This is a genomic window from unidentified bacterial endosymbiont (genome assembly GCF_918797525.1).
Taxonomy (GTDB): Bacteria; Pseudomonadota; Gammaproteobacteria; order Enterobacterales; family Enterobacteriaceae; genus Enterobacter.
In genome coordinates, this window is record NZ_OU963893.1 from 2,956,048 (window position 1) to 2,980,190 (window position 24,143).

Genomic DNA, 24,143 nt, shown 5'->3' on the forward strand with positions numbered 1-24,143 from the left:
TATCACCTCGGATTGGCTGGTGGCGATGTTGGAACGGCAGCCGCAGGGACGGCCCCAGGCTGTTTTAAATCGTCCAGTGACTCATTCTGACTTTCGGCGTTTTCATGCAGGATCACCTGCTCCGCCTGCTGGTTCAGCACTAAAAGACTGATACGACGGTTGATGGCGTCATCCGGCCCGCGATCAGTCAGACGCATGGTTGCTGCCATGCCGACCACGCGCAGTACCTTGCCCTCATCAAGCCCCCCCGCCATCAGCTCACGACGCGAGGCGTTGGCACGGTCGGCAGAAAGCTCCCAGTTGCTGTATCCCTTTTCACCCGATGCATACGGGAAATCATCCGTATGTCCTGACAGGCTGATGTGGTTCGGGATCCCGTTTAGCACTGGCGCGATGGCGCGCAGAATGTCGCTCATATAGGGTTCCACCTCGGCGCTGCCGGTTTTGAACATTGGGCGATTCTGGCTATCAATAATTTGTATGCGTAAACCTTCCTGCACCAGGTTTATCTTCAGGTGTGGACGCAAGGCGCGCAGTTTAGGATCGGCTTCTATCAGATGATCCAGGTCACCACGCACTTTTTGCAGACGCGCCTTCTCCATCCGTCTTTTCAGTTCATCGATGTTAGGCTCTCTTTTCACTTCACCCTTCTGTTGGGTGTAATCGTCGCCGCCGCCAGGGATCGGGCTGTCGCTATTGGAGATGCGCTCTCCACCGGTCACTGCGGTCGCCAGCGGCGTGCGGAAATACTCGGCAATCTGGACAAGCTCTTTCGGACTGGAGGTGGAGAGCAGCCACATCACCAGAAAGAACGCCATCATAGCGGTCATAAAGTCGGCGTAGGCAATTTTCCAGGAACCATGTGAACCGTGCCCGTGTTTCTTATGCCTGCGCTTTTTTATAATGACGATCGGGTGGGACTGATTTTTCATGCGTCCTCAGTTGTCGTCTGTTGGCTTGGGTTTTTCACCGTACGTACGTGTTCTTCCAGCTCGATAAACGAGGGGCGCTCACTGGTGTACAGGGTTTTACGGCCGAATTCCACGGCGATAGGCGGTGCGTAGCCATTGAGGTTTGACAGCAGCGTGATCTTCACACACTGCATCATTTTGGTGGTTTCCGCGTTCTTCTGACGCAGAACGCTTGCCAGCGGGGAGATAAAACCGTACGCCAGCAAGATGCCGAGGAAGGTTCCCACCATCGCATGGGCGATCAGTGCGCCCAGCTCCGCCGCCGGACGGTCGGCAGATGCCAGGGCGTGTACGACGCCCATCACCGCCGCGACAATACCGAAAGCAGGAAGCGAGTCACCCACCAGCGCCAGGCTGTTCGCCGGCACTTCAGATTCACTTTCGTGGGTCTCGATCTCTTCATCCATCAGCGCTTCGATTTCGAAGGTGTTCATATTACCGCTGATGATGAGACGCAGGTAATCGACGATAAAGTCCAGCATCATCGCGTCGGCGAGAATGCGCGGATAGCTGGCAAAGATTTCGCTCTCTTTTGGGTTTTCAATGTCTCGCTCCAGCGAAAACATTCCCTGCTGACGAGACTTCGCCATCAGGCGGTAAAGCAGGGCCAGCAGGTCCATGTACATGCTTTTAGTGTATTTTGAGCGACGAAACAGCAATGGGATAGCTCTCAGCGTGCCCTTGATCGATTTACCGTTGTTCCCAACGATAAAAGCCCCTACCCCTGCGCCGCCGATGATAATCAGTTCAGCCGGTTGATAGAGTGCTCCAAGGTGCCCGCCGGTCATCATGTAACCGCCGAAAACTGTACCGAGAACTACCAGGTAACCTAATAAGATAAGCACGACATCATCCTTCCGCTAGTGACTATGGCAGGACGTTCATTTCGAGAGCGTTACCGGAACGCGGAGTAAAAAAAAGCAGCGGTAATCGCTTACCGCTGCTGGAATCTAGCCCACTCATTCGGGTTAAACAGCTTGTTCGATCTGTTCATCCAGCAGTTGTGGAATACTATCGGCAGCTTCCCGGGAAAGTTTACGTCTTTTTACGGCCCGGGATGGAGGCTGGCATAAACTACAGGCGAAGCTGCCAGCGGGCTGATGAGCATGGGTAATAAAATTGCCGCTACAGCAGTTGCAGCGAGACAATTCCAGCAGTCCGCTCTCAACAAAACGCACCAGCGTCCATGCGCGGGTGAGCGCCAGCAAGGGTCCATTTTCCTGTTGCGGACATTGTTCGAGGTAAAGTTTGTACGCTTTGATCACGGCATCAACGCCGTTACACAAACCGGTTTTAAGCAGGTATTGCCAGGCATTACAGAACATCGATGCATGGATATTCTGTTCCCAGGTCATGAACCAGTCTGTTGAGAACGGCAGCATTCCTTTCGGTGGAGGACTACCTCGTAATTCTTTGTACAGTTTAATGAGACGACCACGGCTCAACTGAGTCTCGCTTTCCAGCATCTGTAAACGAGCACCTAACGTAATCAGTTCCATGGCCAGCTGTATATCACGCGCTTCCTGAACAATGCTCTTTTCGCTCATCGTTACGCCCTTTTCTTACGGGCTACGTCATCAGGCTGGCTGATGTCGTTGAGCAAACGCGTGGAAAGAAGGATACCAGTATGGACCTGCTGGAGATCGTCAACACGGGAGTCCTGAGTCAGGCGCGTGATAGTCTGAGAATCATCAAAGCGGAACTGGCAAACCAGTTGATTGGTCTCAGCCAATTTCACCATCTGAGGAAGCGTTAATCCGCCCAGCATGGTTGCCATCTCTTCGTTAATACCAAGACGAAACATCGCTGATGCCTTGTCCTGACTAATCAAACGCTGCGCGAGCAGTAAATATGACAAATTGATGTCATAGATATGTTTTAGCAACTCGGATGTATGCATTTTTCCCATCCCGAATAACCAACTATTATTTTTATGCGGAAACACCGCACCCCGTGATGTCGCCGGGAAATCACCCGGTATAAAAAGAAAAGGCCAAATGCATAGCTGAATTTAGGTTTGTATTCAGTAAAACGCGCAATAGCCGAAACGCAATCGCGTTCCTTACACATTTCATCATTCCTTACAAATAACCAAGATTTTTCCTAATTCGACGCAACTCTACTCGTCAGTTTTGACACATACAATGCAGCCAACCCCCACATTTAAAAAAAATGTGATCTGGATCACATAATTAGAGTGAATATATGTCACAAATCCATCAGTCACACTTCTAATTCGGATGATTTTTAATCAAATCACCCCGTTTGATATTCCATGTGAACGAATACTCATGCAAAAGTATGGACTATCTTGCCCCAACCATCACATTTAAGCGTGCGGCTGACATCAGTGTGCTATTACAATAGCGTGATCTGTAAGTTACAAATTCATTACCTATAAAAAACATACAGTTATAATAAGTACACAGCAAAATCATTTCGATGCGTTATCATTTAAAATATGTTTATATTAGGTTAAACCGCTTCAGCACCACGAACGCCAAAATGTGTAATTTTGGTTAAGTTGTTAATTTTTATCATTTCATCGTGTTTTTCATTTATTCTTCTTATAAGAATAATTAATGAATAATTATGATAATCATCACACTCCTGTCGTCGTGCCCTCTTGCAGAAGTGATCAAATCGCGGTAAAGCTGGCACGTCACTGTATTTAATACCTCTAAGGAGTGCGTGATGAGTTACTCCCATCTTATTGTTTCTGTTGCTGTTTACCCGGAAAGCCACCAGCTTATTGCCCGCGCGGTCTCCATTGCCCGGCCGCACAATGCCCGCGTCAGTCTCATCACTCTGGCGGCCGAACCTGAGATGTTTAATCAACTGGCGGCACCAATGCTGGAGGATATTCGCTCACTTTTACAATAAGAGACGCAGCAATTTCTGCAAGAACTCATCGAGAAAGCACAATATCCTGTTTACCAGGCCGTTATTGCGACAGGTGAGCTTAATGAACATATTTTTGATATGGGTCGTAAGCAGAATATTGAGTTAGTGATATACGGGAATCATAACCACCGTTTTTTTTCGCGCGTGGTTTGTTCGGCAAAAGCGGTGGTTTCCACAAGCCAGGTTGATGTGTTGCTGGTGCCGCTTGGGGGCGCACAGCCCCCAGCAGGAATATCAGGCTAATTTAGGGAAGGTCGCGATCTTCTTTTGCAACTCACCTTCATGACGTTGTGGCGTGATGTGGCGGAGATCGCAAACAAAACGCGCCTGCCAGCTATCAATATCATTCTTACGAATCGTTTCCATCATCCGGGCATGTCGAGAAATTCGCTCCGTCAGCGGCATCGTCAGCGCACGGTCAAGCGCATTGGCGACATCATCCCGATCGTAAGGGTTAACAATCAGCGCGGAGGTTAGCTCGTTGGCGGCCCCGGCGAATTGCGACAGTACCAGCACTCCGGGGTCAGCGGGGTCCTGGGCTGCCACATACTCTTTGGCGACCAGGTTCATCCCGTCACGCAGCGGCGTGACCAGCCCGACATCGGCATAGCGAAAGACCTTCATCAGGATCTTACGGTCAAAATGCTGATTAAGATAAAAGAGCGGCGTCCAGCCTAGCTGGCCATAGCGGCCGTTAATGCGCCCTGCTTCCGTCTCCAGCTGATGGCGGATGTCCTGATAAGCTTGCACTTCGCCACGCGATGTCGGCGCGATTTGCGTATAGCGGATTTTACCGTGATGCTGAGGGAATTTATCCAGCAGGGTTTCGTACGCCAGGAAACGCTCCGGCAGTCCTTTGGAGTAATCGAGTCGCTCCACGGAAAAGATATTTTTCACGTGCTTTAGCTCATTCTTAAGCTGTGCCAGCTTCGGCGGAAGCGGTCCACTGGCCGCGTCGGCAATCTCCTGCGGTTCGATACCAATCGGATACACTTCAGTGTGGAAATCTTTCCCCCAGGCCGTATGCGTGTTATTGCCCTGGGCAATCAGCCGGGTTTTACCTGATATGGAGTCAAGGAATGCCAGCCTGTCATTTTCGGTCTGGAAGCCCAGCAAATCATAATCACACATCGCTTCCAGCAGCGCTTCATGCGGCGGAAGGGCGGTGAATATCTCCGGCGTCGGGAACGGAATGTGCAGGAAGAAGCCGATGCGGTTGTTGACCCCGCGCTGGCGTAACTCTCTGGCGAAAGGCAGCAAATGATAATCGTGGATCCATAAAATATCGTCTTCCTCGATTAACGGCAGCAGTTTATCCGCCAGCAGCGCGTTCACGCGCATATAACCTTCATAGGATCCACGCTGGAACTTTACCAGGTCCAGGCGGTAGTGAAATGCTGGCCATAAAACGGCGTTTGAGAATTCAGAGTAATACTCGTCGTAATCTTTCTCATTGAGCGCAAAAGAGGCCCAGGTGATATTCCCGTGTGTGACGGTATTGAGCGGTCTCTCTTCTTCACAGATATCGCCACTCCAGCCAAACCACAGCCCACCGGCGGCTTTTAAAGCCCCTAAGATCCCTACCGCTAACCCGCCTGCGCTGGACTTTTTATCATCAGGCGGTGCGATTCGGTTAGAGACGACGACTAAGCGACCCATAATGGTTTCCTCCGTTGTTAAACGCTATTTGTTGTAGTTGCTGGTTAGCGATGTCTGCAATCCACTGCCAGACGCTGGCGACATTCTCCAGCCGCCATCTGGCGCATGTGTCACCAGGCCCGACCTTAACGGCGATCCCTCCGGCCTGGTTAACCACGTTGAATCCTGCCTCATCGGTCAGGTCATCCCCGAAAAACAGGGGCGTTCTACCTTTGAACGGCATCTCAGCCATGAACGCCGCAATGGCCGCCCCTTTATTGATCCCCTCAGGTTTAATTTCCACCACACACTTGCCTGGCTGGAGCGCCAGTTGCGGATGCGCTTCAGCCACGCTTCTTGCCAGCGCAAATACCGCAGCCTCATGGTGCGGCGCCTGACGATAGTGCAGCGCGAAAGCCATACTTTTGGCCTCCAGTTCCGTCCCGGGAAGCGCCTCCAGCGCAGAAGCGAGTTGCCTGTGCAGCGTCTGAATTAAGGCAGAAGGGAGTGAGACTATATGCAGTTGATCATGGATGTCGCGGCGCTCCGCTCCGTGCACACCGGCCAGCGGAAAGTGGCATGGACTGGCGAGCATATCCAGCTCGGCCATTGAGCGCCCTGAAATCAATGCCAGTGCTCCCTCGTTCATCTGCGAGAGCTGTTGAAGATTTTCCAGCACCGTATCCGGTATCACGACCTGGTCAGGATGCGGTTTTATTCCGGCGAGTGTTCCATCAAGGTCAAAAAAGAAAGCAAATTTTCCGGGCAATACAGGCGGTGCGGTTAACAAGTCAGCCACCCTGGTCCTCCTTACGGTTAGCGAGAGGTAAACGCCTTTACCCTCATCTTAGCCATGTAAGTATAGACAGTGTGACGCCGCTCGCCATTTGACAACCGCCCCGCCAGTAAAACTGGCGGGGCGGCAGAGAGGTCAGCTAAGGTTAAAAGTTGAGCGATTCAAACGCTGCTTTGACATCATGCGATACGCTTCGCTTTTTGCTTGTAACGGTCGAATATCACGGCTGCCAGCAGGATCAGGCCACGCACCACGTACTGCGAGAATGGAGATATATTGAGCAGGTTCATGGCGTTCTCTACCGTACCCAAAATGAGGATGCCCGCCACCACATATGAGATTTTTCCGATGCCACCCTTGAGGGATACCCCCCCTAAAACGCAGGCTGAGATAACAATCAACTCATACCCAATGGAGGTCATCGGCTGGCCGCTGGTCATACGCGAGGCCAGGATAATCCCTGCCGCGGCAGATACCAGCCCGGAAAGGACAAAGATGATTATTCTGGTGCGTACAACCGGCACGCCCGCCAGGCGGGCGGCTTCTTCATTACCGCCAATGGCCAGGGTATTACGCCCGAAGGTGGTGCGGTTAAGCAGGAAGCCGAAGAGGATCAAGCATGCCACCGTTAGCCAGATTGGCGCGGGCAGCCCCAGCCAGTTGGCGTAGCCCAGGGTAAAGAAGCGCTCGTCTTCAATACCTACCGCTTTGCCGTCAGAGATGATATACGCCAGACCACGCACGATTTGCATGGTCGCCAGAGTGGTGATCAAAGCGTTAATCTTCAGACGCGCAATCACAAAACCATTCACCAGACCACTGAGCACGCCGAGCAGCAACCCGGCAAACACGCCGATCCACAGGCTTTCAGTCAGATTAATGACCACCGCCGTGGTGACACCTGCGCAGGCAATCACCGAGGCCACCGACAGGTCAAAGTCGCCCGAGGCCAGGCAGAACAGCATTCCGCAGGCCACCATCCCGGACATGGAAATAGCCAGCCCCAGCCCTTTCATGTTGATAAAGCTGGCAAAATTGGGAACAAATAGTACGCAGGCGAGGAACAGTACGGCGAAAACCACCAGCATGCCGTACTGATCCCAGATGCGTCCAAAACTGAAAGCCGATTTCGGCGCTCCGGATGTAGTAACAGAGGACATCTTTGACTCCTTACTCAGGCGACAGCCTGGCTAACTTTAGGCATGGCGAGACTCAACGCCTGTTGTTCATTCGCCTGTTCATGCAGCAATTCACCGGCAATTTCGCCTTCGCGCATCACCAAGATACGGTCAGCGACGCCAAGCACCTCAGGCAGATCGCTGGAGGCGAACAGCACCGCCACGCCACGTTTTGCCAGTTCATAAATCACGTTATAAATTTCGTGCTTCGCCCCCACGTCGATGCCGCGCGTCGGTTCATCAAGCAAAATGACCTTCATATCTTCCGACAGCCAGCGGCCTAAAATGGCCTTTTGCTGATTCCCGCCGGAGAGATACATGATCAGTTGTTCCGCACCCGGCGTTTTGATGTTCAGGGAACGTATATGGCGCTCGGCATTGGTCATTTCCCAGCCGTCATTGATGAGACACCCCGCACGAATGAACTTGCGCCGGGCGGAAATGTTGATGTTGTCGCGCACAGAATGCACCGGAATAATGCCCTCTGCTTTGCGATCTTCCGGACAGAGCATCATGCCGGCGCGAATGGCGTGTGCCGGTTTCTGAATGTCGACCTTTACACCGTCAATGGAAACTTGCCCTTCGGTAATTCGCGTCCCGCCGAACAGGCCTTTCATCAACTCGCTTCGCCCTGCCCCGACCAGGCCGAACAAACCGACAATCTCGCCGCTACGCACCGACAGCGAAATCGGTGTGCGCACGCCGGGCGCTTTAACCTTATCCAGTCGCAGGCATTCCGGGCCGTACTTGCGCGATTGCCAGTGATAAATATCCCCCAGTTCGCGACCTACCATCGCCTGAACCAGCTGATCGTGGTTCACGTGCTGCATGTCGGTAAAAGTGCGGACATAACGGCCATCCTTGAACACGGTGATGGCATCGCTTAAGGCAAAAATTTCTTCCATCCGGTGGGAAACGTACAAAATGGTGCGGCCCTCTTTGCGCAACTCGCGGATCACACGGAACAGATTTTCGATCTCACGCGCAGAGAGCGAACTGGTTGGCTCATCGAAAGCAATAATTCTGGCATTACGCGCCAGCGCTTTGGCAATTTCTACCATTTGCCACTGGCCGAGGGAGAGATATTTCAGCGGCGTCTGCGGATCGACATCCAGACCCAGATGTTTTAACTGCAGCCCTGCCTCATAGTTAAGCAGCGACCGGTTAACCACACCGCTTTTGTGCGGGAGCTGGCCCAGATAGATGTTTTCCGCCACGGTCATTTCAGGGATCAAATGCAGCTCCTGATAGATAATCGCCACCCCGGCGTTCAGCGCCGCGGTAGTAGTGGCGAAGGAGACGTCTTCCCCACGAATAGCCAGCGAACCGACCGTTGGCGTGTAGAAGCCGCTGAGGATTTTCAACAACGTGGATTTTCCCGCCCCGTTCTCCCCCATCAGGGCGTGAACCTGGCCGGCATAGCAGTCGAAACTGATATCGGTCAGCGCCTTGACTCCGGGGAAGATTTTACCGATGCCGCGAAAAGAGAGGTACGGCTCAGACTGTCGCATAACATCTCCGTGATTCCTGTAGGGTGTACGTCTGGCCCCTCACGTATGCAAGGGGCGCAATCACAGCGTTTTACTTACCGCCCAGTCCTTTTTTCGCCAGCTCCTCCTTGAAGTTGTCGCGGGTGATCAGCACCACGTCGGTCACTTCAGTGAATTTCGGCGGTTCAACCCCTTTGGTCACCCAGTTGTAGAGCATCTCGCTGGATTTATAGCCGTGCACGTCCGGGCTTGGCAGCAGAGAGCCATAGAAACCGGTGGCCTGCGCTTTTGAGAGTTCACTCACGGCGTCAACGCCGTTGATGCCAATACCGATAACATCCGGCGCTTTGAAGCCCTGACCTTCCGTTGCCCGCACGCCGCCCAGCACGGTATTGTCGTTCATTCCGACCACCAGCCAGTGTTTCACCTCAGGATGTTGCACCAGCATGGAGTTAGCCGCGTCGAACGCGCCCGGGATATCGTTGGATTTTGTCGGTACTTTATAAATGTGTTTTTCCGGGAAGCCAGCGGCTTTCAGCGCCTCCATAGAGCCAGAGGTACGACGACGCGCGGTATCCAGTTCGTCTGCGGTAATCGCCATCACGGCGCTCTCTTTGATATCCCAGCCGCGTTTTTGCATCTCTTTATAAAGTTCCTGCCCCTGGCGTTCACCGATTTTTGTCGCCGCCATCATCACCAGCGGCACCGTATCCATCGGCTTGCCTTTGGCATTGACGAACTGGTCGTCAACGGCGATAACCTTCATGTCATAACCCCGCGCTTTAGCTGCTATGGCTGAGCCGAGTTTTGGATCCGGCGTGCAGATGACAAACCCTTTCGCGCCGCTTGCTGCCAGGCTATCGATAGCATTCAACGTTTTCTCACCGTCAGGCACGGCAATTTTAATCACCTCAAAACCTAAATCCTTCCCGGCTTTATCGGCGAATTTCCATTCTGTCTGGAACCAGGGTTCTTCTGGCTGCTTGACCAAGAAACCCAGTTTTAAATTTTCTGCGATAGCGGATTGTGACATAACAGCAGCCAAACCAACGGCCGCCAGCGCTTTAGTAAATTTGTGCATGGTAAACTCCAGCTTAAGTATTCTTTTCTGTAGGGTAAAATGGCGTACTTATTATTTAATCGGACGTAAAACAAGACATTAGCGCCTACCTCATCATAAGCGTCAGTGCTGGTGATAGTTTTAGCGGGAAATTAATCATCCATAAGAGAGCGCCATCACACAGCAGAATTACAGTAATTGCGTACATAAATTCAGCAATAAATGACATAAAAAAAGCAGGATTTGTCAGACAAATGAAATGAGGTTAAGCAGTATTCTCCATAAGATTAGCTAAGAAATCCCTGATAGCCGAACGCCATGGCGTCCGGCCAGCACGTTACCAGGCGTAATAGATGTGTTCGGCGTGATCGCGCGCGGCTGTTTCATCCCCCAGCAGTCGGGCCGAAAGGGTCAGGGCAAAGTCAAAAGCGTGGCCAAGACCTTTACCGCTCAGCAGATTTTTATCCTCCACCACCGGCGCATCCACGTATACACCGTCTTCGATCATCTGCCATAAATCACCGGAACAGACATAGCGGCGCCCCTTGAGCAAACCGTTGCCGCCCAGAACGCGCGCCGCAGCAGAACAGATTGGGCAAATCAATTTTCCGCTCTCATCATGGGCAGAAATAAAACGGATAACCTCCCGGTTAGCAGCCAGATTAACGCTGCCCTGAGGCCCGCCGGGTAATATCACCGCATCGTAAAGCGTGTCGATTCGCTCTGTTAAGGTGCTGTCGGCCACCATCGGAATGTTGTGATAACTCACCACAGCGCGTGACTCCGCGCACGCCAGCGTCTCTACCTGTATCTGCAGACGGCGCAGAATATCGATGGTGATAATGGCTTCCGCCTCTTCAAAACCTGGTGCCAGCAGCACCGCAACTCTCTTCATGGGCATCCTCATGTCACAAATTAATTTAAAACCGCGTTTCATTTTTGCAAATCAGGCACAAATATACTTGCATAGGGATCACAAAAACGGTGGGCAGGGCAGCGGACGCAGGAAGTGAATACGCGATCACATTCAGTAGCAACCTAACAATCCTATTCTATAATTTATTCTCACAGGTTGAGTGTGACTTGCAGTAAGTGTTATTGGCCTTAAAGACAGGTTAAGCAGCGGACTACATTTTTAGTAAATAAGGATATTCGTATGGCTACCCAAGTGATGATTCAAAAACTCAATGCACAGATGAACCTTGAGTTTTACGCCTCTAATTTGCATCTTTATTTGAGTCAGTGGTGTTCTAAGAACAGTCTCAACGGTACGGCCACCTTTTTCCGTATCCAGGCGCAAAGTAACGTCACGCATATGATGCGCGTCTTTGATTTTATGAAAGATGCCGGGGCTAATCCTATTGTGCAAGCGCTCGACGCCATCGAGGATAACTACACTTCACTGGAAGAATTGTTCCAGAAAACGCTGGCTGAGTATGAGCAACGTTGCTCGACGCTGAGCACGCTGGAAGATGAAGCCAGAGCGCTTAAAGATAATCTGACCCTGAACTTCTTACGCACAATGGGCAAAGAGCAACAGCAGGACGGCATTTTGCTTCAAACCCTTGCCGATGAAATCCGTGCTGCAACGCGTTTAGGACTATGCCCGGAACAGACCGACCGCCATCTTCTTGATATCGTCAGTCACCAACAGCACTGATTCCCCCGCCTGCACCCTGACTCAGGTGCAGGCACGCTCATTCCCGGCTGGCCGTTTCCAACCCACTGCTTTTCTTAAAATTTAACAAAGTAGATCTCGCTCCCACTGAGTAACCCTGCAAAATGCAATGATTTATTTAATTACATAATCATTGACGAGGGAGCATCATGATCACCATTGAGTTTATTGTCATTATTGCCTGTTTACTGGCAGGAACACGTTTTGGCGGCATGGGTCTGGGGCTGATAAGCGGGATTGGCCTGTTTATTTTAAGTTTTGTCTTTGGCCTACAGCCCGGAAAACCCCCGGTTGACGTGATGCTCACGATCCTGGCCGTAATAGGCTGCGCGGCCACCCTGCAAACGGCGGGTGGCCTGAATGTGATGATGCAATTCGCCGAGCGCCTGCTGCGTAAACATCCCCAGCACATTACCCTCCTCGCCCCGTTTACCACCTGGATGCTGACCTTTTTGTGCGGTACCGGACATGTCGTCTACACCATGTTTCCGATTATCGCCGATATTGCCTTGAAAAAAGGGATCCGCCCGGAACGCCCGATGGCGGTATCGTCCATTGCCTCACAGATGGCCATCACCGCCTCGCCGGTTTCCGTGGCCGTTATATCGCTGGTCTCAATACTGGGCGCACAGCACGGGATCGGCCATGCGTGGGGGATCCTCGATATTCTTACGGTATCCGTCCCCGCCTCACTGTTTGGCGTGGCTATCGCCGCGCTGTGGAGCCTGCGCCGGGGGAAAGATTTGGCAGATGACAGGGAATTTCAGAAAAAACTTACCGATCCGAAGCAGCGAGACTTTATCTACGGCGGTACAGAAACGTTAATGAATCAGCAGTTTCCAAAACAGGCCTACTGGTCCACATGGATTTTTTTCGCCGGGATCGCGGTGGTGGTTCTGCTCGGCGCATTGCCCGAACTACGCCCGGCTTTTGACATGAAAGGCAAAATGACCGCGCTTTCAATGAACCTGGTGATACAGATGATGATGCTTATTGCCGGGGCCGTGATCCTGGTGGCTTGCCGGGTAAAGGCATCCGCTATCTCTAACGGTGCGGTCTTTAAGGCGGGAATGGTGGCGATTTTCTCGGTATTCGGCGTGGCGTGGATGAGCGATACTTTTTTTCAGGCGCATCTGACTGAGCTGAAAGTGGCGCTGGAGGGCGTCGTAAAAAATCATCCCTGGACTTACGCCATCGTGCTTTTCCTGGTGTCTAAACTGGTCAATAGCCAGGCCGCTGCGCTAACGGCCGTGGCGCCAATGGGGCTGATGCTGGGAGTCGATCCGAAAATGCTGATCGCCTTCTTCCCGGCGTCTTACGGCTATTTTGTCCTGCCAACCTACCCGAGCGATTTAGCCTGCATCGGCTTTGATCGTTCTGGCACAACTCGCATCGGCAAATTCATCATCAACCACAGTTTTATTCTGCCGGGGCTGATTGGCGTGAGCTGCGCCTGCGCGGCAAGTTATCTGTTGGTACAAACCTTCTTCTGACGCCACACCGGGCAACACACCCTGTCACCCGTCGACATTGTGTCAGAAAGATGTTTCTAATTTCAAAACATCGGTTTATTTTAGTGAGATTCACCCTGCGGCGTGAATCTCAGTTCAATCAGTGCGATGGCTTTCTGGATCGCGCGAAGCGTGACCGGGTCCGCTGCAGCAGGATGGCTGGTGAAATCGATGTTTTTCAGTTGGGCAGACATTTTCTCGCGCACTTCCACAGGCGCGATAATATCAATGACATCAAGGATTTGTTTGATAACCAGCTGGCATGCGACGACGTCAGACACCAGTTCCTGATCGGCGCTCAGGTTTTGTGACATGGGCTTACTCCTTATTTAAAGGCCGCCATAGTAACAAAACCCACGCCCTTTCATCTCGCTCTCGTCGCCCGCAGACGTAAAAAAACCTGCCGAAGCAGGTTTTTTTATCAGAACATCGCGCCCGGTGGGACGTCTTTAAATGTGTTGCAATAGTTAGCCCACATGCTTTTCAGGATTTTACGCAGTTTCATTATGATGCTCCGATATTGTGTTATGCAGGTGTTATTTTGAATACGCACATAATATGACCATCATCACAAAAATCAACGCTTTTGTGATGAATATCACGATTATAAACTCATCAATTCACCTTGATGTTAAATAAAATGATGTAAAAACCGTGAGTTGCGTCTTTATAAGTTCCAGTAAATTTATATACTTTTTTTTTAACGACAGGTTGAAGTATGAGTGAGAACATAACCGGCAAAGAGGGCCGCGGCTTATCGCCCGCTGCCCTGTTGGTGGCTGGCGCTTTTTTTATGGAATTTCTCGACGGCACGGTGATTGCGACAGCCCTGCCGGACATGGCTAAAAGCTTTGGCGTACAGGCCGTTGATTTGAACATCGGCATCAGCGCTTATTTGATCACGCTGGCGGTGCTGATCCCTGCCAGTGGCTGGATAGCAGACCGCTTCGGCGCGCGTAAGGTCTTTGCGCTTGCGCTGACGATATTCACCCTGGCCTCGGTGCTTTGCGGCCTGTCAACTACCGTCGATCAGTTTGTTGCCATGCGCGTGTTGCAGGGAGTGGGCGGTGCGCTCATGGTGCCCGTCGGTCGTCTGGCCGTTCTGCGCACCACGCCAAAACATCAGTTGATTACCGCTATCGCCACTCTGACCTGGCCCGCGCTGGTGGCCCCCATCATCGGACCACCGCTGGGCGGTTTCATCACAAGCTTCGCCGACTGGCGCTGGATCTTCTTTATTAATGTGCCATTAGGCCTTGTCGCCATCGTGCTGACGCTGCGGATAATGCCTGATTTGCATGAGGATGGGCGTCGTCCGTTTGATCTTCCAGGATTCGTGGCGACAACCATAGGGATGGTGAGCCTGGTCTGCGTGATGGAATCCATGGCCGGGCAGCATGCACCTGGAGGATTGACCTGGTTACTGTTGGCCATCGGCGCGGGGACGCTGATTTTCGCGCTCCGTCATTTCCAGCGAGCGCAATGGCCGATGATCCGACTCGATGCGCTGCAGGTGCCTACTTTTCGCGTCACGATGTACGGTGGCTCGTTGTTTCGCGCCTCTATCAGCGCTGTCCCCTTTCTCCTGCCCCTGATGTTTCAGGTTGGATTTGGCATGGATGCGTTCCACTCTGGTCTGCTGGTGCTGGCGGTATTTGTCGGCAACCTGAGCATAAAACCCGTCACCACACCGCTTATTCGCACTTTAGGTTTTAAGCGGCTGTTGCTGATCAACGGTGCGCTGAACGTGCTGGCCCTGTTGGCCTGCGCGTTTCTCACTCCTGACACCTCCGTGTGGCTGATTATGCTAATCCTTTACCTTGGCGGGGTTTTCCGATCGATCCAGTTTACTGCCGTCAGCACGCTTGCGTTTGCGGATGTTCCTTCCGCCCAGATGAGCTATGCCAATACGCTGTTTTCCACCGCAACGCAGCTTGCTGTAGGTCTGGGAATCACGCTAGGGGCAATTGGCATTCGCATTGGCGAAAAAGTCAGTGAAAGCATCGTGGGGCTTGCCGTAGTTCCCGGCATCAGCTTCCGGCTGGCTTTTGTTGTCATCGCGTTGATTTGTCTGGTGGGGATGTTTGATACGCTACATCTGAAGAAAGATTCGGGCAGTGCGGTATCGGTAAAAAGGTAATCTGCAGGCCGGGCAAGCGCAGCGCCGCCCGGCAAACACATGCTTAGCCAACAATGCCGCGAACAAAAGCTTCGATCTCGTTGTCCTGGCAGTTTTCAAAGAAACACTGCTGGAAGCGCTGACCGGAAACGGCCGTTTTCACCAGCTCAGGATCGATCGCGCGCAGAGTGTCGAGATAGTTCTCTTTCACGACTGCTGCTTTCACCTGGTTCAGAATACCAGCGTTGCGTACCTGTGGCTCTTTACGCTCAGGTGGGTAACCTTCACCGTTACGGCCGGTAAAAGCTTTCTCAAAAATAAAGCGAACGTTCAATTCTGCCCCCCAGCCAAACCCCTTTGCGAAAGGCAGAGATAGTGCGTTACCGTTGTTGATTTGGGCGAACAGGAAAGCATCAGCGGGATCGATACAGTAACCGCAGATAACGCCGGGATGGATATTCAGAGACATCAGCGCACCCTGGCCCGTGCCGCAGCCGGTAACAACAAAATCAACGGCTTTCGCGTTCAGCAAAATGCTGGCCATAATCCCCAGATGGATATAGGTCAGATGATGGTCGTTTTCATCGCTCATGCCAACGTTATACACCGGGAAGCCTTTTTCATCAGCCACAGCTTTTAACTCATTGAGGATGATAGGATTTTTAGCAGCCTGGCTGTTTTCCATCATCAGTGCAATTTTCATCTTTTTTCTCCTGAATGCGTTGCGGGAGGTTCCGCTATGAGTAGCTTTTCATTTTCACCTTACTATCAAACAAACATGTTTTCAAATTAACTGAAAACTTGTTTTAAAAAACAAAGATTCGCTCACAATTTCGAAGGCCCCTGGCCGTTGCAAAGAGAAAGTGCAGATTGTCCGGCTATTCCAGCCATTGCACCGGGGATCTGTGGGTAGGATACCCTAAATCTATTTCTTCAGAGCGACCTATGAAAACTGTAATCGTTGCCGTTACGACCTTGCTGCTCGCAGGATGTAGCATTAACCGCCAGGCTGAGGTCAGTCACCTGGACGCGCCAGGCGGGATTGTCCGCCTTAACTATGGGCAGGCAATGCTGCAGAATGCCCATTCCGATGTGTACGTGAACAAGGGTAGCGCAGAGAAAGCCTGTCAGAGCATGGGGTTCGCCACCGCTTCAGCGTATGGTCAGCCCATTAAAACCTGTACCCTGATCAGCGGCTCGCTGTGTTTAAACGAGACCGTGACGATTCAGTTTAAATGCATGGGCTATGCCATAAGCCCTAACGCCAATAACCCCTGGTATTAATCACATCTGCCAGCCTGGGCTGGCAGAGAATGAATAAAGAATATAAACAATGCTCATTAATATATATTTTTAAAGTGCCAATGCGTTTTATTCCTATTCGCATTTTAAATAAAAGAATATTAATTTTACTTTTTGCAAATAATTTAATAACAAATTATAGTGTCGCTCATCGTGAACAAGAAATAATAAACAGGAGCTTCCACATGCTGAAAACTGAAATGATCGACAAGCTCAATGCACAAATGAACCTTGAGCTTTTTTCATCCCTTCTCTACCAGCAGATGAGCGCCTGGTGCAGCTATAACAGCTTTGAAGGCGCTGCGGCATTCCTGCGTCGTCACGCCCAGGAAGAGATGACGCACATGCAGCGTCTGTTTGATTATCTTACCGATACCGGCAGTCTGCCTCTTATCGAAACTATTCCTTCTCCGGTTGCCGAATATGGCTCGCTTGATGATCTGTTTCACGCTACCTATGAGCACGAGCAGCTAATCACTCAGAAAATTAACCAACTGGTTCATGCGGCCATGATAAGCCAGGATTACCCCACCTTTAACTTCCTGCAGTGGTATGTGGCAGAGCAACACGAAGAAGAGAAGCTGTTTAAATCCGTACTGGATAAACTGTCTCTGGCCGGTAAATCAGGTGAAGGTCTGTACTTTATCGATAAAGAACTGGCAACCCTTGACGCCCAGAATTAATGTCTTAACGGCGCTGACCCACCAGCTTGTAAAAACATCGTTACAACTCCTGTAACGTTGATTTGACGAGGAAACGCTTTTCCCTTACTCTGCGCCGCAGATCTTGTCGCGATGGCGAATCGTTGTAGAGGAAAGCGTGAAAAACAGAACCCTGGGAAGTATTTTTATCGTCGCGGGTACGACGATTGGCGCAGGAATGCTGGCGATGCCGTTGGCTGCCGCAGGCGTCGGATTTGGTGTCACCTTGTTACTGCTGGGCATGCTCTGGGCATTAATGTGTTACACGGCACTGCTACTACTTGAGGTGTATCAGCATGTTCCTGTCGATACCGGTTTAGGTTCACTCGCCGCGCGCTATCTTGGACGTTATGGCCAGTGGATAACCGGGTTTAGCATGATGTTTTTGCTGTACGCGCTGGCCGCTGCCTATATCAGCGGGGCCGGTGAGCTTATCGCCTCCAGCGTCAACGACGGGTTCGACGCGGATATTACCCCTGCGACAGGGGCAATCGTCTTCGCGCTGATCGGCGGCGGCGTGGTGTGTGTCGGTACCTCGCTGGTGGATCTGTTCAACCGCTTTCTGTTTAGCGCCAAAATTCTGTTCCTGGTGGTAATGCTGGCCCTGCTGGCACCGCATATTCACAGTGTTAACCTGCTGACGCTGCCGCTGGAAAAAGGGCTGGCGTTATCCGCGATCCCGGTCATTTTCACCTCTTTTGGCTTTCACGGTAGCGTGCCAAGCATCATCAGCTATATGAATGGCGATACGGGTAAACTGCGCCGCGTCTTTATTATTGGTAGCGCCATACCCTTGATTGCCTATATCTTCTGGCAACTGGTGACGCTTGGCAGTATTGACTCTTCCACTTTTATTGGCCTGATGGCCGAACACTCTGGTCTGAACGGTTTACTGAAGGCGTTGCGTGAAGTCGTCTTCTCATCGCACGTTGAGCTGGCGGTGCATCTGTTCGCTGACCTTGCGCTGGCGACCTCGTTCCTGGGCGTGGCGCTCGGTCTGTTCGATTACCTGGCAGACCTTTTCCAGCGTCGTAATACCGTCACGGGTCGTTTACAGACGGGGGCGATCACCTTCTTGCCTCCGCTGGCCTTTGCTCTGTTTTACCCGCGCGGGTTCGTGATGGCACTGGGATATGCGGGCGTGGCGTTATCCGTCCTTGCTCTGCTGCTCCCTTCCCTGCTGGCGTGGAAAAGTCGCCAGCAACATCCAGGGTCAGGATATCGGGTCGCGGGGGGCAAACCGCTGCTATGCATTGTATTTGGTTTTGGGGTGGTGATCATTCTGGTGCAGGTGCTGATTGCAGCACGGGTGTTGCCAGAAGTGGGGTAATGATAAAGGGGCTGCGATTAGCCCCCTTTATCATCAGTGCAAGCAACAGCTCTTAAACTTCTTCCCGCTGCCGCACGGGCAGGGATCGTTGCGCCCAACCTTCGCGCCATTCACCGTCGGCTTGTGCGCGACCGGCTGCTGCGGGTTTTCCACCCAGTAGTTGTACAAACGTAGCGCCGCTGGCTGAATGCTCTCGATGCTGGCGGTATACTCCTCTTCGGTCAACGCGTCCAGCTTGTCGCTGTTTTCAACCGATCCGTGTAGCGCAATAACGTCCAGACTGGCCTTCAGCTCCTGTGGCAAGGAAGACCAGTCGGTCAGTGCCACACCGCGCATGTAGCCATAGCACCACTCTTCAACCACGGTAAAGCTCTGGCCGTCGACATCGTTATAACCAAACAGTGGCTCAAACTGATCGGGGTAATCGCTCAGGCGTTCAGCAATATCGTTCATATGCTTAAAGCAGAGATCGATAAAACGGTTCATCTCCCGATCGTTTTTCCAGCGTGGGATATGTTTCTCACCCCCCCATACCGCCACCAGCCAGGCATCAGGTTCAACAACCACTGGGCCGGAAAGCACTGCGGTAAGCATGCCGTCAAGTTCGGACACGTCAACCACGGACGCATCTTCATGACCATAAGACATTAACGTCTCTTCCAGCCACGCCATTTCGCTTTCATTTAATGGGCCTTCAGCCATTGCAGACACTCCTGATACTTAAAGAAAAAGATCCTGGCATAGATCGCCGCCCATGCCTATCTGAAGTTTAGGCCTTTATTTCTGGATAAACGTGCAAATCGTGATGCTTGCACAACTTATGGGCTTTGTTGTTAACGGGATGTGATCTCCGCTGTAATTTCCATCTATCCCGCAGGACGGTGCTCTCTATTCAACAGGTCGCAACTCAGTCAATGGGTTAATCAATCTGGCAGCGATTTTGCTTAATTTTCTGCGCGCCTTTCAGCGCAAGGAAACCTCGCCGTAGAAAAGAAACGCGAAAAGATTACAAAAAGTACTCTCGGTTTTTGGAAAAATGGACCCCGACAGCATCAAGCCTCAGCACATCAGTCAGTACATGGGTAAGCGCGGCGTGGCTGCATGGAGATCGCATATCTTTGCCTTACGCGGCAGGGGGATGTGCTGGGACTGCAGAAATCGCAACTGCTGCCAGAAGGGATTTTTATTCGCCAGGGCAAGACCGCCGCAAAACAGATCAAGGCATGGTCCGATCGCCTGGCGGCCGCTGTCAGGTTAGCGAGCTCGCTGCCGCTTAAGGACGGGCTTTCCAGTATCTACGTCCTTCATCAGCAAAATGGCCGTAGATACACGCGAGATGGTTTCAATAGCAGGTGGCAGCAGACAAAAGAAGAAGCGCAGAAAAAATTCCCTCATCTCCTTTTTAATTTTACTTTTCACGATTTAAAGGCGAAAGGCGTTTCAGATCTGGATGGAAGTCTGCAGGAAAAACAGCAAATTTCCGGGCACAAAACCATCACTCAGACCGCTCGCTACGACCGCAAAGTGAAAATAGTGCCAGTGGTCGGCGGGCAAAAATGAGGAATGATGTTAGGAAACATGTTGGGAAAAGGGATTTTGGCATAAAAAAACCGCCTTGTAGGGCGGCTTTACGACACTGCTTATCATTGATTTTATTTTACTTTCCCCATGGTAGCCGGAGTGGGACTTGAACCCACACAGCGCGAACGCCGAGGGATTTTAAATCCCTTGTGTCTACCGATTCCACCATCCGGCCAGGGAAGAAAGTGGAGGCGCGTTCCGGAGTCGAACCGGACTAGACGGATTTGCAATCCGCTACATAACCGCTTTGCTAACGCGCCTTAAATTCTGTCTCTTTCGACCTGCACCCGCAATTGCCGATACATCTGAACTGGAGCGGGAAACGAGACTCGAACTCGCGACCCCGACCTTGGCAAGGTCGTGCTCTACCAACTGAGCTATTCCCGCATGATACCAGGTTAACACCTTACTGATTGCTAACATCCTGATTTCATTATCGTCCGGCTAACTGTGCCGCCGTTCGATGCGTTGCATTCTACTGATATGACGTTGTGAGTCAACGTTATTTTTTGCATCCCCGGATCGTTTGCTGAAAATTACGGCGAAACGATCACTGTTCAAGCAAATCGCCGCGTGCAGCGTTCAAATATTGCAGCATTGACCACAGAGTCAGCACCGCAGCCACCCACAGTAGACCAATCCCCGCCCACTCAACCCAGGCGTTCGGACGCCACAGCATCCAGACCAGAGAGGCCATTTGCGCGGTGGTTTTGACTTTGCCGATCCAGGAGACCGCCACGCTGCTGCGTTTACCCAGCTCCGCCATCCACTCGCGCAAGGCAGAAATAATAATCTCGCGGGCAATCATGGTTGCGGCAGGCAGCGTCACCCACCAGGTGTGATAGTGCTCGGCCACCAGCACCATCGCAATAGCCACCATCACTTTATCAGCGACAGGATCGAGGAAGGCGCCAAAACGGGTGCTTTGATTCCAGCGGCGCGCCAGATAACCGTCAAACCAGTCCGTGACCGCAGCCACCAGGAAAATCAGCGCACAGGCAAAAGGGGCCCAGACAACCGGCAGGTAAAATGCCAGTACAAAGAACGGGATAAGGACCACACGAAAAAGTGTGAGCAACGTAGGGATATTAAATCGCATAATGACGGTAACTGTTTGTTGTCAGTAAAATTTAGCTCTATGTTGCTACAGAGCACTCAATGTTTCAACGAGTAGTAGATTTTTTCTGCCAGCGCTTGCGAAATACCCGGCACTTTTGCAATTTCCTCCATGCTGGCATTGAGTAATCCTTGCAATCCGCCCATATACTTCAACAACATCTGGCGGCGTTTTGGCCCAACGCCTTCAATGGTCTCCAGCGTACTGGTATTTTTTACCTTCGCCCGTTTTTTACGGTGCCCGCTAATCGCATGATCGTGCGACTCATCACGAATGTGCTGGATAACATGCAGCGCCGGGGAATCTGGCGGCAGGCTAAAGCCCTCGCCTTCCGGTTCGAAGAAGAGCGTCTCCAGCCCGGCTTTACGATCGGCCCCTTTCGCCACGCCTAATAATAAGGGATGCGTTTTATCCCAGCCCACATCCAGCGATTCAAATACGGCTTTGGCCTGACCCAACTGCCCTTTCCCACCGTCGATGAGAACAACGTCCGGGATTTTGCTCTCTTCGATGGCTTTACCATAACGACGACGCAGCACCTGGTTCATTGCCGCATAATCATCCCCCGGGGTGATCCCGGTAATATTATAGCGACGATACTCGGCACGCAGTGGCCCATTGGCATCAAACACCACACAGGATGCGACGGTCTGCTCACCCATCGTATGGCTGATGTCAAAACACTCCATGCGTTTGATCCCAGGCAGCTTCAACAGCTCTGCCAGAGCGGTTAAGCGCTGGTTCACCGTGGCGTGTTGAGAGAGTTTAGTGGTGAGCGCGGTGGCCGCGTTGGTTCGCGCCAGCTTCAGATAGCGCGCGCGGTCGCCGCGGGGTTTCGTCTGCACATTCACCCGCCGCCCCGCCAGGCTGGAAAGCGAATCGGCCAGCAGGGTTTTATCGGCGAGCGTAAAGTCGAGCAGGATCTCCGAGGGCAGCGTGCGCATCTGGCTCCCCTGTAGATAAAACTGGCCGACAAAGGTTTCAACCACTTCGCCCAGTTCTGTACCACCAGGCACTTTTGGAAAATAGCTACGGCTGCCGAGCACTTTGCCCTGACGTATAAACAGCACATGGACACAGGCCAGCCCCGCATCATAAGAAACACCGATAACGTCAAGTTCGTCGCCGGTGTTGGAGACGAACTGTTTCTCCGTGACTCTGCGCACGGCCTGGATTTGGTCGCGGGTACGCGCGGCCTCTTCAAACTCCAGCGCTACGCTGGCTTTTTCCATGCGGGCGATGAGCTGAGTCAGAACTTGATCGTCTTTTCCGGCTAAAAATAGCCGGACATAGTCTACCTGTTGCGCGTACTCTTCCTCGCTCACCAGACCGGCAACGCACGGCCCCAGGCAGCGGCCAATCTGGTACTGCAAGCATGGGCGGGAACGGTTACGGTAAACGCTATTCTCACACTGGCGAACCGGGAAAATCTTCTGGAGCAACGCCAGGGTTTCACGCACCGCATAGCCGTTCGGAAAAGGACCAAAATATTCCCCCTTCGCATGCTTTGCCCCGCGATGCATTGCCAGACGAGGATGAGTATCGCCACTGAGAAAGATGAACGGATAGGATTTGTCATCACGCAGCAGTACGTTATAGCGCGGCTGATACAACTTGATATAGTTGTGCTCAAGCAGCAGCGCTTCGGTCTCCGTATGGGTCACGGTGACATCAATATTCTGAATAAGTGCGACCAGCGCTTCGGTCTTACGAGAGGCAAGATTGCTACGGAAATAGCTGGAAAGACGCTTTTTGAGATCTTTCGCCTTTCCCACGTAGATAACCGTACCGCCAGCGTCATACATCCGATAAACGCCCGGCTGGGTGGTAACGGTTTTCAGAAATGCTTTTGAATCAAACGCTTCAATCACTGACTTACTAACGACTCCGCATTACACAAACCATGGCGAATGGCCAGATGAGTCAGTTCGACATCGCCGTGAATGTTCAGTTTACTGAACATACGATAGCGGTAGCTGTTGACCGTTTTCGGGCTGAGGTTAAGCTGCTCGGAAATCTCAACCACCTTCTGACCTTTAGTGATCATTAGCATAATCTGCAATTCACGCTCAGACAAACTGGCAAACGGTGATTCGGTTTTCTCCGGCTCAATCTGACTCAATGCCATTTGCTGAGCGATATCAGAGGCAATATAACGCTGACCGGAAAACACAGAGCGGATAGCATTGACCACTTCCTGCGGAGCGGCGCCTTTGCTCAGGTAACCGGCAGCGCCTGCCTGCATCACTTTTGCGGGCAAAGGGTTCTCGGTATGGACGGTCAGCATGATGACTTTTGTGTCTACAAAGGCACGCGCGATTTTACGTGTTGCTTCAAGCCCACCAATACCGGGCATGTTCATATCCATTAGCACCACATCGGCGGAGTTAGTGCGACACCATTTAACGGCATCTTCACCACAACACGCCTCACCTGCGACTTTAATACCCTTTATATCTTCAAGAATGCGTCGTATCCCTGCGCGCACCAGTTCGTGGTCATCAACAAGAAGGACGTTGATCAAAGGAAATGTCTCCAGAAAAGGGATAACGCTACTGACTGCTAATTGGGTTTATATTAACGGTTTTCACCGCAAGATTAAAACGTTTAAAAACTGCGTATTCGATTTCGCTCTCGTTTTTGGAAATTAGTCTGTACAGGCGGGGGAGTAAAAATCCTTAAATTTTGGGCTTCTTCGGCTAATTTTGAGCAACTGTATTCAAAAAGTTACAGAAAACAGCCTCTCCGCACCCGCTAAAAATACACT

Annotated in this window: 23 protein-coding genes, 3 tRNA genes and 2 pseudogenes; 8 read left to right on the forward strand and 20 right to left on the reverse strand. The window is 51.8% G+C overall.

All coding sequences use genetic code 11. The features are described from left to right. Nucleotides 1-2 precede the first annotated feature (2 nt). The 4 genes from motB to flhD form a co-directional block, all read right to left on the reverse strand. A complete protein-coding gene (motB, locus tag NL510_RS14090; RefSeq protein WP_253377762.1) occupies nt 3-932 on the reverse strand; it encodes a flagellar motor protein MotB in 930 nt (309 codons plus the stop codon). Next, on the reverse strand, nt 929-1,816 hold the full coding sequence (motA, locus tag NL510_RS14095; RefSeq protein WP_253377763.1) for a flagellar motor stator protein MotA: 888 nt from the start codon (nt 1,814-1,816) through the stop codon (nt 929-931). The genes motB and motA overlap by 4 nt, the downstream gene beginning before the upstream one ends. A 123-nt stretch (nt 1,817-1,939) precedes the next feature. Beyond that, on the reverse strand, nt 1,940-2,518 hold the full coding sequence (gene flhC, locus NL510_RS14100) for a flagellar transcriptional regulator FlhC (protein WP_253377764.1): 579 nt from the start codon (nt 2,516-2,518) through the stop codon (nt 1,940-1,942). Between the two features lie 2 nt (nt 2,519-2,520). After that, nucleotides 2,521-2,871 carry a flagellar transcriptional regulator FlhD gene (gene flhD / locus NL510_RS14105; protein WP_253377765.1) on the reverse strand — a complete coding sequence of 117 codons (351 nt, stop codon included), beginning with the start codon at nt 2,869-2,871 and terminating at the stop codon, nt 2,521-2,523. Nucleotides 2,872-3,665: 794 nt separating this feature from the next. Between flhD and uspC the strand changes: the two are divergent. After that, nucleotides 3,666-4,118, forward strand: a pseudogene (gene uspC, locus NL510_RS14110) (universal stress protein UspC). Here uspC and otsA read toward each other — a convergent pair. The 6 genes from otsA to NL510_RS14140 form a co-directional block, all read right to left on the reverse strand. After that, nucleotides 4,110-5,534: an alpha,alpha-trehalose-phosphate synthase gene (gene otsA / locus NL510_RS14115; protein ID WP_253377766.1), complete on the reverse strand. Its 1,425-nt coding sequence runs from the start codon at nt 5,532-5,534 to the stop codon at nt 4,110-4,112. The pseudogene uspC and the gene otsA sit on opposite strands and share 9 nt — an antisense overlap. Beyond that, entirely contained in the window at nt 5,509-6,312 is an 804-nt protein-coding gene (gene otsB, locus NL510_RS14120) for a trehalose-phosphatase (protein ID WP_253377767.1), read from the reverse strand. The genes otsA and otsB overlap by 26 nt, the downstream gene beginning before the upstream one ends. Before the next feature lie 176 nt (nt 6,313-6,488). Next, the gene (araH, locus tag NL510_RS14125; protein WP_253377768.1) at nt 6,489-7,469 is read right to left on the reverse strand and encodes an L-arabinose ABC transporter permease AraH; all 981 of its coding nucleotides are present in this window, start codon (nt 7,467-7,469) and stop codon (nt 6,489-6,491) included. A 14-nt stretch (nt 7,470-7,483) separates the two neighbouring features. Next, the gene (araG, locus tag NL510_RS14130; protein WP_253377769.1) at nt 7,484-8,998 is read right to left on the reverse strand and encodes an L-arabinose ABC transporter ATP-binding protein AraG; all 1,515 of its coding nucleotides are present in this window, start codon (nt 8,996-8,998) and stop codon (nt 7,484-7,486) included. 70 nt (nt 8,999-9,068) lie between these two features. Next, nucleotides 9,069-10,058 carry an arabinose ABC transporter substrate-binding protein AraF gene (araF, locus tag NL510_RS14135; RefSeq protein ID WP_253377770.1) on the reverse strand — a complete coding sequence of 330 codons (990 nt, stop codon included), beginning with the start codon at nt 10,056-10,058 and terminating at the stop codon, nt 9,069-9,071. Between the two features lie 316 nt (nt 10,059-10,374). Then, nucleotides 10,375-10,932, reverse strand: a complete 558-nt coding sequence (locus NL510_RS14140; protein WP_253377771.1) for a DJ-1/PfpI family protein — start codon at nt 10,930-10,932, stop codon at nt 10,375-10,377. A gap of 261 nt (nt 10,933-11,193) precedes the next feature. Between NL510_RS14140 and NL510_RS14145 the strand changes: the two genes are divergently transcribed. Together NL510_RS14145 and NL510_RS14150 are read left to right on the forward strand one after the other, a co-directional pair. Next, nucleotides 11,194-11,697 (forward strand): non-heme ferritin-like protein, encoded by a 504-nt coding sequence (locus NL510_RS14145; protein ID WP_253377772.1) that lies wholly within the window; start codon nt 11,194-11,196, stop codon nt 11,695-11,697. Nucleotides 11,698-11,864: 167 nt separating this feature from the next. Continuing rightward, nucleotides 11,865-13,208, forward strand: coding sequence for an anaerobic C4-dicarboxylate transporter (locus NL510_RS14150; RefSeq protein ID WP_253377773.1), 1,344 nt, complete (start codon nt 11,865-11,867; stop codon nt 13,206-13,208). 80 nt (nt 13,209-13,288) lie between these two features. Here NL510_RS14150 and NL510_RS14155 read toward each other — a convergent pair whose 3' ends face one another. Together NL510_RS14155 and azuC are read right to left on the reverse strand one after the other, a co-directional pair. Further along, on the reverse strand, nt 13,289-13,540 hold the full coding sequence (locus NL510_RS14155; RefSeq protein ID WP_253377774.1) for a DUF2766 family protein: 252 nt from the start codon (nt 13,538-13,540) through the stop codon (nt 13,289-13,291). Between the two features lie 107 nt (nt 13,541-13,647). Continuing rightward, nucleotides 13,648-13,731, reverse strand: a complete 84-nt coding sequence (gene azuC, locus NL510_RS14160; RefSeq protein ID WP_014832437.1) for a stress response protein AzuC — start codon at nt 13,729-13,731, stop codon at nt 13,648-13,650. A gap of 213 nt (nt 13,732-13,944) precedes the next feature. Between azuC and NL510_RS14165 the strand changes: the two genes are divergently transcribed. Then, nucleotides 13,945-15,366: an MFS transporter gene (locus NL510_RS14165; protein ID WP_253377775.1), complete on the forward strand. Its 1,422-nt coding sequence runs from the start codon at nt 13,945-13,947 to the stop codon at nt 15,364-15,366. A 43-nt stretch (nt 15,367-15,409) separates the two neighbouring features. Here NL510_RS14165 and NL510_RS14170 read toward each other — a convergent pair whose 3' ends face one another. Beyond that, a complete protein-coding gene (locus NL510_RS14170) occupies nt 15,410-16,048 on the reverse strand; it encodes an RpiB/LacA/LacB family sugar-phosphate isomerase (RefSeq protein ID WP_253377776.1) in 639 nt (212 codons plus the stop codon). A gap of 242 nt (nt 16,049-16,290) precedes the next feature. Here NL510_RS14170 and yecR point away from each other — a divergent pair, with 242 nt between their 5' ends. The 3 genes from yecR (at nt 16,291) to tyrP (ending at nt 18,678) form a co-directional block, all read left to right on the forward strand. Continuing rightward, nucleotides 16,291-16,629: a YecR family lipoprotein gene (gene yecR, locus NL510_RS14175; protein WP_253377777.1), complete on the forward strand. Its 339-nt coding sequence runs from the start codon at nt 16,291-16,293 to the stop codon at nt 16,627-16,629. Nucleotides 16,630-16,832: 203 nt separating this feature from the next. Continuing rightward, on the forward strand, nt 16,833-17,330 hold the full coding sequence (gene ftnA / locus NL510_RS14180) for a non-heme ferritin (protein WP_253377778.1): 498 nt from the start codon (nt 16,833-16,835) through the stop codon (nt 17,328-17,330). A 136-nt stretch (nt 17,331-17,466) separates the two neighbouring features. Continuing rightward, nucleotides 17,467-18,678 (forward strand): tyrosine transporter TyrP, encoded by a 1,212-nt coding sequence (gene tyrP / locus NL510_RS14185; RefSeq protein ID WP_253377779.1) that lies wholly within the window; start codon nt 17,467-17,469, stop codon nt 18,676-18,678. Between the two features lie 33 nt (nt 18,679-18,711). Here the strand turns inward: tyrP and NL510_RS14190 are convergent, their stop codons facing one another. Further along, entirely contained in the window at nt 18,712-19,380 is a 669-nt protein-coding gene (locus NL510_RS14190; RefSeq protein ID WP_253377780.1) for a YecA/YgfB family protein, read from the reverse strand. A 310-nt stretch (nt 19,381-19,690) separates the two neighbouring features. Between NL510_RS14190 and NL510_RS14195 the strand changes: the two are divergent. Next, nucleotides 19,691-20,238: pseudogene (locus tag NL510_RS14195) on the forward strand (tyrosine-type recombinase/integrase); the annotation flags it as partial. 109 nt (nt 20,239-20,347) lie between these two features. Here NL510_RS14195 and NL510_RS14200 read toward each other — a convergent pair. The 6 genes from NL510_RS14200 to uvrY form a co-directional block, all read right to left on the reverse strand. Continuing rightward, nucleotides 20,348-20,434 (reverse strand) — tRNA-Leu (locus NL510_RS14200). Nucleotides 20,435-20,445: 11 nt separating this feature from the next. After that, nucleotides 20,446-20,519: transfer RNA gene (locus NL510_RS14205), tRNA-Cys, on the reverse strand. A gap of 51 nt (nt 20,520-20,570) precedes the next feature. Continuing rightward, nucleotides 20,571-20,646 (reverse strand) — tRNA-Gly (locus tag NL510_RS14210). A 163-nt stretch (nt 20,647-20,809) separates the two neighbouring features. Continuing rightward, a complete protein-coding gene (gene pgsA, locus NL510_RS14215; RefSeq protein ID WP_131632208.1) occupies nt 20,810-21,358 on the reverse strand; it encodes a CDP-diacylglycerol--glycerol-3-phosphate 3-phosphatidyltransferase in 549 nt (182 codons plus the stop codon). Between the two features lie 56 nt (nt 21,359-21,414). Beyond that, a complete protein-coding gene (gene uvrC, locus NL510_RS14220; protein WP_253377781.1) occupies nt 21,415-23,247 on the reverse strand; it encodes an excinuclease ABC subunit UvrC in 1,833 nt (610 codons plus the stop codon). Next, complete coding sequence (uvrY, locus tag NL510_RS14225) at nt 23,244-23,900, reverse strand: UvrY/SirA/GacA family response regulator transcription factor (RefSeq protein WP_253377782.1); 657 nt, start codon at nt 23,898-23,900, stop codon at nt 23,244-23,246. The genes uvrC and uvrY overlap by 4 nt, the downstream gene beginning before the upstream one ends. Between the last annotated feature and the right edge of the window lie 243 nt (nt 23,901-24,143).